General features: G+C 60.3%; 11 protein-coding genes. 3 read left to right on the top strand and 8 right to left on the bottom strand.

The genetic code is table 11. The annotated features are described in order from the left end of the window. Positions 1-174: 174 nt before the first annotated feature. The 3 genes from AC0L3L_RS13945 to AC0L3L_RS13935 all read right to left on the bottom strand — a co-directional run bounded on the left by AC0L3L_RS13945 (position 175) and on the right by AC0L3L_RS13935 (position 4,202). A complete protein-coding gene (locus AC0L3L_RS13945; protein ID WP_258123016.1) occupies positions 175-510 on the bottom strand; it encodes a hypothetical protein in 336 nt (111 codons plus the stop codon). A 108-nt stretch (positions 511-618) separates the two neighbouring features. Then, positions 619-1,791: an acetate/propionate family kinase gene (locus AC0L3L_RS13940; RefSeq protein ID WP_473637997.1), complete on the bottom strand. Its 1,173-nt coding sequence runs from the start codon at positions 1,789-1,791 to the stop codon at positions 619-621. Then, positions 1,791-4,202: a phosphoketolase family protein gene (locus tag AC0L3L_RS13935; RefSeq protein ID WP_473637996.1), complete on the bottom strand. Its 2,412-nt coding sequence runs from the start codon at positions 4,200-4,202 to the stop codon at positions 1,791-1,793. Before AC0L3L_RS13935 ends, AC0L3L_RS13940 begins: the two co-directional genes overlap by 1 nt. 277 nt (positions 4,203-4,479) lie before the next feature. Between AC0L3L_RS13935 and AC0L3L_RS13930 the strand changes: the two genes are divergently transcribed. Both AC0L3L_RS13930 and AC0L3L_RS13925 read left to right on the top strand, forming a co-directional pair. Continuing rightward, on the top strand, positions 4,480-6,474 hold the full coding sequence (locus tag AC0L3L_RS13930; RefSeq protein ID WP_473637995.1) for a protein-L-isoaspartate(D-aspartate) O-methyltransferase: 1,995 nt from the start codon (positions 4,480-4,482) through the stop codon (positions 6,472-6,474). 200 nt (positions 6,475-6,674) lie between these two features. Continuing rightward, positions 6,675-6,881 carry a hypothetical protein gene (locus AC0L3L_RS13925; RefSeq protein WP_027151394.1) on the top strand — a complete coding sequence of 69 codons (207 nt, stop codon included), beginning with the start codon at positions 6,675-6,677 and terminating at the stop codon, positions 6,879-6,881. A gap of 21 nt (positions 6,882-6,902) precedes the next feature. On the opposite strand, the gene AC0L3L_RS13920 is transcribed toward AC0L3L_RS13925, so the two are convergent. The 4 genes from AC0L3L_RS13920 to AC0L3L_RS13905 form a co-directional block, all read right to left on the bottom strand. Continuing rightward, entirely contained in the window at positions 6,903-7,523 is a 621-nt protein-coding gene (locus AC0L3L_RS13920; RefSeq protein WP_473637994.1) for a DUF1772 domain-containing protein, read from the bottom strand. Between the two features lie 485 nt (positions 7,524-8,008). Further along, positions 8,009-9,577, bottom strand: a complete 1,569-nt coding sequence (locus AC0L3L_RS13915) for a SpoVR family protein (protein WP_473637993.1) — start codon at positions 9,575-9,577, stop codon at positions 8,009-8,011. An 11-nt stretch (positions 9,578-9,588) separates the two neighbouring features. Next, entirely contained in the window at positions 9,589-10,896 is a 1,308-nt protein-coding gene (locus AC0L3L_RS13910) for a YeaH/YhbH family protein (RefSeq protein WP_473485551.1), read from the bottom strand. A 19-nt stretch (positions 10,897-10,915) separates the two neighbouring features. Further along, positions 10,916-12,865, bottom strand: coding sequence for a PrkA family serine protein kinase (locus AC0L3L_RS13905; protein WP_473637992.1), 1,950 nt, complete (start codon positions 12,863-12,865; stop codon positions 10,916-10,918). A 394-nt stretch (positions 12,866-13,259) separates the two neighbouring features. On the opposite strand from AC0L3L_RS13905, the gene AC0L3L_RS13900 reads away from it, so the two are divergent. After that, complete coding sequence (locus AC0L3L_RS13900) at positions 13,260-13,439, top strand: hypothetical protein (RefSeq protein WP_473485550.1); 180 nt, start codon at positions 13,260-13,262, stop codon at positions 13,437-13,439. Positions 13,440-13,580: 141 nt separating this feature from the next. Here the strand turns inward: AC0L3L_RS13900 and AC0L3L_RS13895 are convergent, their stop codons facing one another. Continuing rightward, a complete protein-coding gene (locus AC0L3L_RS13895; RefSeq protein WP_473485549.1) occupies positions 13,581-14,018 on the bottom strand; it encodes a DUF2267 domain-containing protein in 438 nt (145 codons plus the stop codon). Between the last annotated feature and the right edge of the window lie 65 nt (positions 14,019-14,083).

Raw genomic sequence — 14,083 nt, 5'->3', positions numbered from 1 at the left:
CAGCAACTCGTCCCATGCATCGCATCTCCAATCGAATCAACGCAATAATCGCACGAATTACGCGATCATGACACTAGAGCGCTTTGCGTTTTGGTGGAACCAAAACCGCGCTCTAACTCCTTCTTTTACGCATTTTGTCGGACGCCAAACGAAGACGTTTGGCTGCAAAATGCTCTAGAACCACCGCCGTTCAGGCTCGGAACTCTTTGCAATCACAATTCCCAAGAGAACACCGAGCACGCCGCCAAGCATCATCGCCGAAGAAATTGTGCCTGGGTTCTGCTGGACAGTTTCAGTCACGGTGTGCGCCTGGCTACGCAGTTGCCGGGCTGCGCGCGAGGCCCGTTCGGCGGCGCTGTCGTACCAGCCCTGTGCCTCCTCGGCGCGGTCGGAAAGGGTCCGATTTATCTTGGTGATTTCGCGGCGAAGCTCAGCGATCTGCTTCTTCATCGCCTCCTGGGCTTCGTTTGCCGCCTTTGAGGCGCCTGCCATACTGGTGGTTTCGGCCATTGGATTTCTCCCTTTGGTGATCAGATCTCCCTTAGGTAATCAGACAGGGGAAACGGTCGCGGACGCGCAGGGTTCCTTGCCCTGGCAAACCGCGCGATGATTGCGTTATCAAGCATTCCCTTGTGCGCGCGCGTGGCGGGCAATGATGCTCTCCTCGTCGGTCGCGACGACGCGTATTTCAACCTTGCTGTCCGGCCGGCTAATGATCTCAGCATGAGAGGCATTGGATGGCTCGTCGATCGCCACGCCAAGCCAATGAAGCCTTTCGCATATGGCCTTGCGGACCGGCGCCGAGCGCTCGCCAATGCCGGCGGTGAACACGAGGCATTCGAGGCCGCCCAACGTGTTGGCGAGCGCGGCAGCTTCCCTTGCGGCCCGGAAAGCAAAAAGGTCTACCGCTTCGCGGGCGTGGCGATCGTCGCTCGCTTCCAGCGTGCGCATGTCGCCCGAGATGCCGGATACTCCGAGCAGCCCGGATTCCTCATAGAGCATGTGCTGCAGAGCCTCCCCCGCGATGCCTCTCTCCAGCACGAAGTACAAAAGCACGCCCGGATCGATGGCGCCGCAACGCGTGCCCATGACCAGGCCGTCGAGGGCGGAAAAGCCCATCGTCGTATCGACGCTTCTCCCGTTGCGCATGGCGCACAGGCTCGCTCCACTGCCGAGATGGGCGACGATCGTGCGCTTCGCTGCAAGAGCGGGCGATATCTCCTTGAGCCGCCCGGCGATATATTCGTAGGAAAGACCATGAAACCCGTAGCGGCGGATCCCTTCCGCATCATATTTGCGCGGCAGTGCGAAGCGGCTCACGATCGAATCGATGGTCTGATGGTAGGCTGTGTCGAAGCAGCCGACCTGCGGCAGATCCGGCCGCAGCGCTGCAAGTGTCCGGATCGGCGCGAGACTGCCAGGCTGGTGCAGCGGAGCAAGCGGCGTCAGCCTGTCCAAGCCCTCGATCACGGCAGGCGTCAGACGGACGGGTTCGACGAACTCGCGCCCGCCATGCACGATGCGATGGCCGGCGGCGATTAGTTTCCTGCCGCCAAGTTCGCTCTCGATCCAATCGAGCAACGCGTCGATGCCCGCGTTGCGCGCGTCTCCGGCAAGCGGTCGATCACACTGCACTGTTCCATCGGCCGCCTTCGCGCTGAGCCTCGGCGCATCGCCCAGATCCAGCTTGCCACGTGAGACAAGTTGCAGTTCCGCGGAGGTTTCAAGGTCGTATAGTCCGAACTTGATGCTGGAGGAGCCGGCGTTCAGTGCAAGAATTGCGTGTCGCATCAATCGCCGGCCTTCGTCGCGCTGTTCTCCGGCCAGTTCCACTCCTGAATCTCGGGCATGTCTTCGCCGTACTCGCGGACATAGGCCCTATGTTCCACAAGCTTCGCTTGAAGTTCGGCAGCAAGGCCTTTCGCACGTTCGGCGAGCCCAGGTACGTGTTTGATCGCGGCGAGCGCCAGGTGAAAACGGTCAAGTTCATTGAGTACGACCATGTCGAACGGCGTCGTGGTGGTGCCTTCTTCGCGAAAACCATGCACATGCATGTTGTCATGGTTGGCGCGTCGGTAGGTCAGGCGATGGATGAGGTAGGGATAGCCGTGATAGGCGAAGATGACTGGCTTGGTTTTCGTGAACAGAGCGTCGAAATCCTCATCGGCGAGACCATGCGGATGCTTTGAATTCGACTGCAGCGTCATCAGGTCGACCACGTTGACGACGCGAACCTTCAGGTCCGGAAGCGCGGAACGCAAAATGTCGGTGGCAGCGAGCGTCTCCAGTGTCGGCACGTCGCCGGCGCATGCCATGACCACATCCGGGTCCTCGCCCTTCGCAACCGTCCCGGCCCATTCCCAGGCCCCCGCCCCCGCCCTGCAGTGCGCTTCTGCGTCTTCGACGGACAGCCATTGCGGCGCTGGCTGCTTGCCGGCGGTGATCACGTTGATGCGGTTGTAGGTTTTCAGGCAATGCTCGGTGATCCAGAGCAGCGTGTTGGCATCCGGCGGGAAATAGAGCCTGACCGTATCGGCCTTCTTGTTGGCGACGAAATCGGCAAAGCCCGGATCCTGGTGGCTGAAGCCGTTGTGATCCTGCCGCCAGACATGGGAGGTCAGCAGGTAATTGAGTGAGGCGATCGGCTTGCGCCAGGCAAGCTCGCGGGATGTCTTCAGCCATTTCGCATGCTGGTTGACCATGGAATCGACGATGTGGATGAACGCCTCGTAGCACGAGAACAGGCCATGGCGGCCGGTCAGCAGGTAGCCCTCCAGCCAACCCTGGCAAAGATGCTCGCTGAGCACTTCCATGACGCGGCCGTCACGGGAGAGGTGGACGTCATGGGGCTCGATCCGCTGCATCCAGACCCGGTTCGTGACCTCGAAGACGTCGTCAAGGCGGTTGGAGGATGTCTCATCCGGCCCCATCAGCCGGAAATTCCTGGCATCCGCATTCAGGCGCATGACGTCGCGGAGATAGCTTCCGAGAATCCGCGTCGCCTCGGCCTTGGCACCACCCGGACGCGGCACATCGAGCGCCAGGCTTCTCCAATCGGGAAGCACGAGGTCGCGCTTCAGCAATCCGCCATTGGCATAGGGGGTTGAGCCCATGCGCTTGGGCCCGGTTGGCGCAAGCGCCGCCAGCTCTGGAAGCAGACGCCCGCTGTTGTCGAACAGCTTTTCCGGTTCGTAGCTCCGCATCCAGTCTTCGAGGATCTTGCGGTGCGCCTCGTTGCCGCGAGCGTTCGACACCGGCACTTGATGCGAGCGCCAGAAATCCTCGACCTTCTTGCCGTCGACCTCCTTCGGTCCCGTCCACCCCTTCGGGCTGCGCAGCACGATCATCGGCCACAGCGGGCGCTCTCCCTGCCAGCCCGAAGCACGGGCTCGCTTTTGGATGAAACGGATTCTGTCGAGCGCGGTGTCCAGCTTCGTGGCCATCATCCGATGCATGGGAATCGGCTCGTGACCTTCGACGAAAAATGGTTCGTAGCCATAGCCGGCGAACAGGCTTCGCAATTCCACGTCATCCATGCGGGCAAGGATCGTCGGGTTGGCGATCTTGTAGCCGTTGAGATGCAGGATCGGCAGCACGGCGCCGTCGGATGCCGGGTTGAGGAACTTGTTGGAGTGCCAAGCCGCCGCGAGCGGACCGGTCTCCGCTTCGCCGTCGCCAACGACGCAGGCGACCACCAGATCAGGATTGTCGAAGGCCGCGCCGAAAGCATGGACCAGCGCATATCCCAGTTCTCCGCCTTCATGGATCGAGCCGGGCGTTTCCGGAGCAGCGTGGCTTGGCACCCCGCCAGGGAAGGAGAATTGCCGGAAGAGTTTTCTCAGGCCGTCTTCGCCCTGGCCGATTTCGGGATAGATCTCGCTGTAGGTGCCCTCGAGCCACGCGTTCGCGACCATCGCCGGGCCGCCATGACCTGGGCCGCAGATAAACAGAATTTCGAGACCGCGTTCACGGATGACGCGGTTCAGGTGGACATAGATGAAGTTGAGGCCAGGTGTCGTGCCCCAATGGCCAAGCAGCCGCGGCTTGACGTGTTCGGCCTTCAGCGGCTCGCGCAGCAGCGGATTGTCGAGCAGATAGATCTGGCCAACCGAAATGTAGTTCGCGGCGCGCCAATAGCGGTCCATGAGATTGACCTGATCAATGCCTGTTGGCTGCGCGGTGGTCCGAGCCTCGTCGTTCATCGAAACGTCTCCAGAATGCGTTCGCCCGTCGATATCTGGAGTGCGATCGCCCCGGAGAAAGGATTTTCACGGAAATAAGTTCGGCTGGGGCCGCCATTTGCGCCCGCCAATCGCTCTTTTGCAGGAACCTGGAAGCTCGCCAACGGTTAAGGAGACGAGCCGCCGAAATGAGATCAAGCGCTGCCGAGCCGAGCGCACGCCGATCGAGGGATTGTCGCCGGGGAGCCGTTGGGGACAATCAGTGCGGCGGACCGCCAGCCCGCAAAAGGAGCAAAAGATGCTCGACCTTTCCGATGCACGCGACCGAATGGTCGAGGTCCATCTCAGCCGCCGTGGCATCCATGACCGCGAGGTGCTGGAAGCGATGCGTGAGGTTCCGCGCGAGGCCTTCGTCGCTCCCGGCTTTGAAGAATTCGCCTACGAGGATGGGCCGCTGCCGATTGCGGAGGGTCAGACGATATCGCAGCCCTATATCGTCGCCTTGATGATCGAGATGGCAGAGATCGGACCGGGCGACCATGTCCTGGAGGTTGGCACCGGCTCAGGGTACGCGGCTGCCGTGTTGAGCCGGATCGTCGAACGCGTTTACACGATCGAACGCCACGCCGGGTTGGCGGAAACGGCGAAACAGCGGTTCGAAGAGCTTGGCTATGACAATATCGAAGTCCGCACCGGCGATGGCACTAAAGGCTGGCCCGACGCAGCGCCCTTCGACGCCATTCTGGTCGCAGCCGGCGGACCCGGTGCGCCGCTTGCCCTTCAGGAACAGCTCGACGTCGGCGGCAGGCTCGTCATCCCGGTCGGCGACGAACCGCATGATCAGCGCCTTCTCAAGGTCACCCGAACCGGCGCTGCAACTTACAGCGAGGAGGATTTCGGCGGTGTGCGGTTTGTCCCGCTCATCGGCGAGCAGGGCTGGCCCGAGAGCGGCAACCGTATCGCGAACGATCGTCCGTCCCGACGCGCACGCACGCGCAGTCTGCCGGAGTTGATCGCGGCAGCGGCCGAACCGTTGCCGGGCTTCGACGATCCGGCGTTCGGCGAATTGTTCGATCGGTTTGGCGACCGGCGCGTCGTCCTGCTCGGTGAAGCGAGCCACGGCACGTCGGAGTTCTACCGGGCCCGCGCAGCGATCACCCGCAGGCTCATCGAGAAGCACGGCTTCACCATCGTCGCTGTCGAGGCCGATTGGCCGGATGCAGCGGCGATCGATCGCTATGTCCGCCACCGGCCGCCACGGGTCAACGCCGATCCGCCGTTCCAGCGGTTTCCCACCTGGATGTGGCGCAACACCGACGTTGCCGCATTCGTCGACTGGATGGGACATCACAATATGCGCATCAGGCTATCGTCCCGACTGGCGGGGTTCTATGGCCTCGACATCTACAATATGAGCGGATCGATCGCCGCGGTTCTCCAATATCTCGATCGGGTCGATCCGCAGGCAGCAAAGATCGCGCGTGAACGCTATGGCTGCCTGACGCCTTGGCAACATGAACCATCCACCTACGGCCGTGTCGCGCTCACATCGGGTTTCGAGAAATGCGAGGAGGCCGTGCTTGAACAATGCCGCGAGCTGCTTGCCAAGCAGCTCGACTATGCCCAGCAGGACGGCGTCGATTTCATGGATGCCACCCAGAATGCCCGGCTGATCGCCTCCGCAGAACGCTATTATCGGATCATGTACTATGGCGGCGCGCAGTCCTGGAACCTGCGTGACACCCATATGTTCGAGACGCTCGAGCATCTGCTGGAGGCCCGCGGGCCGAACGCCAAGGCGGTCGTGTGGGCGCATAATTCCCATATTGGCGACGCCCGCTATACCGAAATGGGAATTGTCAGGGACGAAGTGAATATCGGCCAGCTCTGCCGCCAGCGTTTCGGCGACGAGGCAGCCTTGATCGGGCTCAGTACCCATTCCGGGACAGTCGCCGCAGCCTCCGACTGGGACAGCGAGATGGAAATCAAGCGGGTGCGGCCTTCCCATAGCGATAGCTACGAACGGCTTTGCCATGATTGCGGCGTCTCGCGTTTCCTGCTCGACATCAAGCGCGACGACGATCTTCGCGATCGGCTTCTGGAGCGTCGGCTGGAGCGCTTCATCGGCGTGATCTATCGGCCGGAAACCGAACTGCGCAGCCATTACGCGGATGCCTCACTTTCCCAGCAGTTTGACGCGTTCGTCTGGTTTGACGAAACCGTCGCGGTGACGCCGCTTGGGCCGGAGCATGTGGGAACGGGCGTTCCTGACACCTATCCGTTCGGGCTCTAATGCATGTCGTGCAAAAGTGTGCAGCGGTTTTGCGATAACGACATGCATAAAACAACAAACTAAAGCGCGTCGCGTGAGGCCGGTCAAATGCGGCGCGCTTTAGCCGCCTCTCGGACAGGCCGCGTCAAGGTGAGTTTCGGCGGAACATTCATCGCGCCCTGCTGTTTCTGGAACAGGACCCTTTTCGAAGGAGTTGTGCCATGAGCGGAACCAAACATCCAAAGTGGAAAAAGCCGAGCGATGCCGATCTGAGGAACAATCCCGGTATCGGGACCTCGAAAGGCACGATCAAGGAAGGCGACGAACTCGTACTCGAAGGCGAAAACACGATCGAGGGCGACGTCGAGAACGACACCAACGCCCTTGGCGGGATCAATCCAAGGCAAAAGATGCGGACGAACAAGTAGCGTCGCTGCGCATCCCGCGCGCTATTCACTCCCAGCAAAAAATGTCGCGGCGACAGTTATTGAGATCAGGCTCAGCATCGCCAGGCCTGCCCTGGCGACGTGCGAGGCTTCCCAAACATCGCGCAAGTCTTTCCAGTCGCCGCTTTGCTTCCGACGGAGCATTGAAAAAAACGTCGCGGCTGGTTTCGACACAGCGACATCCTGCAGCCAGAAATTGTTGACGGGATGCGTTACCAGCCAATAGGTCGCATGCTCCGCCACCAAGAAGACAAGGGCCGCCAAGGTCCACCAGAATCGAGCGCCTGGATAAGGCGTGAGGTAAAGCAGGATGGCGAGTGCAATGATGCCGCCGATCTCGGCAAACCCGCCGATCGTGAAGCCGGGATAGTAGATCGCCTGCACAGATTTGTAGGTGGCCTCCTTGAGGCGCAACTTGCCGGGCAACTCCAACGCGTGCGCGAGCGAGAGCGCCATTGTGATTGCGACCAGAAGAAGGGTGACAACCATGAACGCGCGCATGCTGTTGCTCCCTGAACCGTCCTGGTAATACGCGGCGTAGATAGCGTGCTCGCCGACACGGTAAAATGCGACGAAGGTGGAGCCGCCGCTCCATTTTTCAACGCCGCTGGCATTGAGCCCCACCGCAACGGCAGGGAACCATCGTTAGGCGCGATGGTTGTCACCCTGGATGATCCTCCTCCGAGGAAATCCCGCTGCGAACGACCCACGTCCACGCCGGGGTCGACAGCAAAAACGAGCTACTCATGGGCGCCGGAGCTGTTGAATTGGAAACACATTGGCGCCGAGGAGATGTGAAGCAAGCTTCGGGGAGTGTCCATGACCGATCCTGATCCTGATCCGAACAATCCCGTGCCGATACCGGATAATCCCAATCCTGAGCCTGCCCGGCCGCCTGCTCCGCCGGAAACTCCGCCGGATGAACCTCCGGGCGTTCCTCCGCCTTCTCCTGATCCCGTTCCCAGCCCGCAAAGGCAGCCCGTCGAAATTCCTCCCGAGACACCATCCGAAATTCCCACGGAACCGACCTTCCCGGGTCCGACGGCCAGAGCATTGGACCCAAAAGCGGAAATCGGCTAGGAGGCCGTCGCCGGCCATCCCGGTTTTGGTCATTCGCCGATTTGGCTGGTCGAACGTTCGTTGAGCGTCCCGCCCGTTTGTGCATCGATCGCCGCCAGGCTGACCTCATAGCCCCACAGGCGACGGATATGGCGCAGTGTCGCGTCGCGACTGGCCTCCTCCAGCACGATGCCGTCCTTCACCTTGTGCTCCAGTCGCAACTGTCGGTCGCCGAGCAGATCGACATCCACCACCTGGATATCCGGCCGGCTCGCGCCGATGTCGTAGCTTTGGGCGAGCCCGGCGCGTATTTTTTCGTAGCCACGCTCATTGTGTATCGACGCAACTTCGTAATGCGGTTCGCTGGCGGCATCGGCGAGGATAAAGAACCGCCACTTCCGCATCAGAGCGGGGCTCAGATACTGGCGGATGAAAGATTCGTCGCGATGGTTCGCCCATGCGTAGAGCAGGGTTTCGCGCCAATTGCCGTTGCCGGCGATATCGGGGAACCAGTCACGATCCTCGGCGGTCGGCTCAGTCGATATGCGCTGGATGTCCTGCATCATGTCGAGGCCCAGGGCATAGGGATTGATGCCGGAAAAACGCGGGTCGTCGAAGCCCGGCTGAAAGATCACGTTCGAATGGTTGCGCAGGATTTCCAGCATCGCGCCTTCGGTGATCAGACCGCGATCGAACAGCATGTTCATGAGTGTGTAGTGCACAAACGTGGCGCAACCTTCGTTCATCACCTGCGTTTGCCGCTGCGGATAGAAGTATTGCGCGACGACGCGGACGATCCTGATGATTTCACGTTGCCAAGGCTCCAGGACCAGGCTGTTTTTTTCCAGGAAGTAGAGCAGGTTTTCCTCTGGCAGGTTGAGCGTTTTCTTCCGCTCCGCCATGCCGAGGTCCGTCTCGCTGGCCTTGGTCCCGTCCTTCGAACGCGGGAGCGTGCGCCACAGGTCATTGTAGGAACGCTCTTCGTACTCCAGGCGCTCGCGAACGCCTTCACGCTGCCGCTCCGACGACAGCTTCGGCGGCCGATGGTATCTGAACACGCCCTGTTCCATCAGCGCGTGGGCCGAGTCGAGGATCGCCTCCACCGCGGCCACACCGTGCCGCTCCTCGCAACGGGCAATGTAACCCTTGGCGAAATCGAGATAGCTCAGGATCGCGCTGGCGTCCGTCCACTGCCGGAACAGATGATTGTTCTTGAAGAAATGATTATGGCCAAGCGCTGCATGAGCTGTCACCAGGGCCTGCAGGGCCATGGTGTTTTCCTCCATCAGGTAGACGATGCAAGGATTGGAATTGATGACCAGTTCATAGGCGAGCCCCCGTCCGCCTTTGCGATAGAGCATTTCCTGGTAGAGGAAATGCTTGCCGAAAGACCAGTGGCGATACATCAGCGGCATGCCGACCGAGGAATAGGCGTCGAGCATCTGCTGGGACGAGATGATCTCCATCTGCACCGGATAGACGTCGAGGTGAAGCTCTTCGATCGCGATCGCCTCGATTGCTTCGTAGGCGCGCGACAGTGTCTTGAAATCCCAGTCGGACCCTGAAAAGAGCAAACCGGAGTTGCTGGTTTGGCTGGATTTGCTGGCCTGGTTCGCCATCAGTTCCCCCCTCAAGCACTTTTCTGGAAGGCCGGCTGCCTGGCAAAGAGCTGGCGAAAGACCGGATAGATGTCGGCTGCGTTGGCGATACGGCTCATCTGGAAATTCGGCCATCTCTGGTTGACAGCGCTGTAGGCGCGCCAGAGCGAGGTTCCATTGTCGGTGCTGCCGAAAATATGGCTCTCGCGTTCGTCAATGATCTCGACATAGGCGAAATACTGGCACAGGCGCATGATCTGGCCGTCCATGAGACCGATGCAGCGCTCGGAATCGGTTACGAAATTGTCGCCGTCCGATGCCTGGGCGGCATAGATGTTCCACTCGTTGGAGGGATAGCGTTGCGCGATGATGCGATGCATCTCCTCGAGTGCCGTGGAAACGACCGTACCGCCGCTTTGGGTATTGTAGAAGAAGGTCTCCTCGTCCACCTCCTGCGCCTCGTGCGTATGGCGGATGAAGACGATTTCGGTGCGGTCGTAGCGCCGTTTCAGGAAGAGGTGCAACAGCACGAAGAAGCGCTTGGCCAGATCCTTCTCGCGTTCGCCCATCGAGCCGGATACGTCCATGAGACAGAACATGACCGCATTGGCATTCGGCACAGGCTGGGCGTCGAAACGGTTGAAGCGGATGTCGACGGGGTCGACATAGGCGATCCGCTTGCGGCGGCGCTCAAGTCGCTCAAGCTCTTCCCGCAACGCTGTAATGCGCTGGTGTGCCGCCGCGCTCTGGGGCTCTGCCTCCAGGATTGCGAGTTCCTTCTCAATCGCATCAAGTTCCTCGCGCCTAGGACGCCTGAGCGCAATCCGGCGACCATGGCTGTGTCGCATCGTGCGCCCGACATTGATATTGGTCGGGGAACCGGTCGCGGCGAATCCGGCCCGGCGCGGCTTAAAGGCAAGTATCTCCTTGAGGTTGAGCTTGACCATGTCGGGAAGTTCGAGATCCTCGAAAAAGAGGTCGAGCACCTCCTCGCGTGAGAGCACGAAACGAAAATCGTCCTCCGAGACCGTTTTCCCCGGAGACGAGCCGCCGCCGCCCTGGCCGGGCTTGGGAACCCGGTCGCCCGGGGCGAAATGCTTGTTGCCCGGCAGGATGTGCTGCCGCCTGCCGCTGTCCTTCGCATCGCTGAAGCTCGGCTCTGCTGTGCCCCTCGCCGGCATCGAGACGGCGTGCTCGCTATCGACATCGGCGATCTTGCCGATACGGATCCGATCCCGGATGCTTCGCTTCAGCTCTTCGCGCGCACGCTTCAGGAAGCGCTGGCGGTTGCCGAGGCTCTTGTCCTTCGGGTTCAGTCGGCGATCGACAAAGATCGGCATGAAACCATCCCGGCCGGACTCAGCCCGCCTTGTTCACCCGCATGTACCAGTCCACCAGCCGGCGGACCTGACGTTCGGTGTAACCGCGTCCGACCATCCGATGCACGAACTCGGTATGCCGCTTCTCCGTTACGCTGTCCTGCTTGGAGCCGAAGCTGATCACCGGGAGCAGATCCTCGACTTGGCCGAACATCCGCTTCTCGATGACTTCGCGCAGCTTTTCATAGCTTGTCCATGACGGGTTGCGGCCATGGTTCCTCGCCCGGGCGCGCAACGTGAACTTCACGACCTCGTTGCGGAAGTCCTTGGGATTGGCAATGCCGGCCGGCTTTTCGACTTGCGACAGTTCGTTGTCTAGCACCTCGCGGTTGAGGATCTGGCCTGTATCGGGGTCTTTGTAGTCCTGATCCTCGATCCAGGCATCGGCGTACGCGATGTAGCGGTCGAACAGGTTCTGGCCGTATTCGCTGTAGGATTCCAGATAGGCCTTCTGAATCTCGTGTCCGATGAACTCGGCATAACGCGTCGCCAGTTCCGACTTTATGAAGTCGAGATAGGCGGCTTCCGTTTCCTTCGGGAACTGCTCGCGCTTGATAGCCTCCTCCAGAATGTACATCAGATGCACAGGATCGGCGGCCACTTCCTTGGTGTCGTAGTTGAATGTCTGCGACAGGATCTTGAAAGCAAAGCGTGTGCTGACGCCGGTCATGCCCTCGTCGACTCCAGCGGCATCGCGGTATTCCTGAACCGACTTCGCCTTGGGATCTATGTCCTTGAGGTTCTCGCCGTCATAAACGCGCATCTTCGTGTAAAGCGGCGAATTGTCGTGCTCGGCCAGACGGGTCGAGACCGTGAACCGGCTGAGAATGTCCAGCACCTCCGGTGCACAGGGACTGGAAGCCAACTCGCTTTCGCGCAGCAGCTTTTCGTAGATCTGCCTTTCTTCGGTGACCTGCAGGCAGTACGGCACCTTGACCACCAGGATACGGTCGAGGAACGCCTCGTTGTTCTTGTTGTTCTTGAACTGCAGCCATTCCGACTCGTTGGAATGGGCTACGACGATGCCCTGATAAGGGAAAGATCCGAAGTTTTCCGTACCGTTGTAGCTGCCTTCCTGGGTAGCGGTCAGCAACGGATGGAGGACCTTGATCGGCGCCTTGAACATCTCGACGAACTCAAGCAACCCTTGCGTGGTCCGGTTCAGGCCGCCGCTGTAGGAATAGGCGTCCGGATCGGATTGGCTGAAATGCTCGAGTTGTCTTATGTCGACCTTGCCGACCAGGGCCGAAACGTCCTGGTTGTTCTCATCGCCCGGCTCGGTCTTGGCGATGCCGATCTGGCGCAGCCGCGAAGGCGTCAGCTTCACGACGCTGAACTTGGAGATGTCGCCGGACAGTTCATCGAGACGCTTGGCCGCCCACGGCGAGATCAGGCCGTTCAGCCGGCGCCGCGCGATGCCGTATTTGTCCTCCAAAAGGTCGCCCATGCGGTCAGGATTGAAAAGCCCGAGCGGCGATTCGAAAACCGGGCTGATCTGGCCGCCCACCTTCAGCGTATAGATTGGACGCTGCTCCATCAGCTTCTTCAGCCGTTCGGCGAGCGAGGACTTACCGCCGCCGACAGGGCCAAGCAGGTAGAGGATCTGCTTGCGTTCCTCGAGCCCTTGAGAGGCATAGCGGAAATAGCCGGCTATGCGCTCGATCGTGTCCTCCATGCCATAAAACTCGGAGAAGGTGGGATAAATCTTGATTGTCCTGTTCGCGAAAATGCGGCCGAGCCGCTCATCCATGCTGGTGTCGACCAGGGTAGGCTCGCCGATCGCCTCGACCATCCGTTCGGGTGCCGAGGCATACATCGATTTATCCTCGCGGCAGGCAAGGAGATATTGCTGGATGCTTATCTCCTCCTGCGCCACATTCGTGTAAATCTCCGAAAACAGATCGAAGACGTCGGACTGATTCTCACGCATGGTATCCTCGCCCCGGCCGGTCTGGTTGCTGTCGCCCTTCATTCAACTGTCGGAAAGCCTTTGTGGTTCCCTATCATCACGTAGTGCGTCTGCGACCGGATGTTAGGGGTCCAGACAGATATAGTGAACGCCTGGAAGCCAGCCAGCGAATGGCTCGCACAATGGAACGTTTCCGAGGGATGTCCATTCTTCCATCAGCGCTTGCCGAGTGCAACAGCCCGCTGTGAACAAGCTGTTTTTCTGGAGGAATGAACCATGCCGCCTGCGCCCAGCAGTTGAATTGGCGGCGCACGGGTCATTCGGTGAAGGTATCGACGCCGCGCTGTCCACCCCTGCACCGGGAGGGAGCAACGGTTTCGCTCCTTCTCGGTAACGAGGGGAAAGGAGATGTTCCATGTTCGAGAACAGCATGTGGTTGATCGTCGTTGCTGGCGGCCCGCTACTGCTGGCAATCCTGATCGCCTACGCCCTCCTCACGTGGCGCCATCGGGGGCCTGCAGAGCGCAGAGAAAGCGATCGGGCCACTGAGCGACTGTATCGCGAGGAAAAAGACCGGCCGGGCGGAGGCAGCTGAGAACCGTATCGGCAGCCCGACTTTTGTCTTGCTGCCGCTAATGCATGTCGCGCAAAAGTGTGCAGCGGTTTTGCGACAACGACATGCATGAAAAAAACAACCTAAAGCGCGTCGCATGAGGCCGGTCGAACGCGACGCGCTTTAGACTCCGACACTTTCGGGCCAAAGCGCCCGGATCTGCTTCGGCAACGCGTCCCGCACCTTGGCCGACTGGCCGAGGTCGACATGCCTGGCGAGTACCTTGAACACGGATCTCGTCGCATCCTCGGGATTCACGGGTCGAGTGGATTTCATCTCCTCGGCCACCCGCTGGAGGAATTCCTCCAATGAACGGCTGGTGGCCGGCAGATCACGCGGCCTATACCGATCATAATAGGCTCCGCGCACGAGAAGCGGCAGTTCCGCTCCCAAATTGGCAGCCAGTTCGATCTGCAGCCAATCCCGCAAGGTGCGTAAAACGGCTCCCAGCATATGCCAGGCAACGCGCCTATCGGGCCCGTGGTCGGCCATGATCTCGTCCAGCCAGATGTTTGTCGTCTGCAGGGTTTTGTCAAAAACTTCCAAGCCGGTTGCGCTCATCGTCGCCTCCTTTGGCATGGGCGATCCCAACACCCGCCCCCAACATTCCCCCCAACACTCGCTAT

The sequence above is a fragment of the Mesorhizobium sp. WSM4849 genome (genome assembly GCF_055811385.1).
This window is presented reverse-complemented; position numbering and strand designations above follow the sequence as displayed.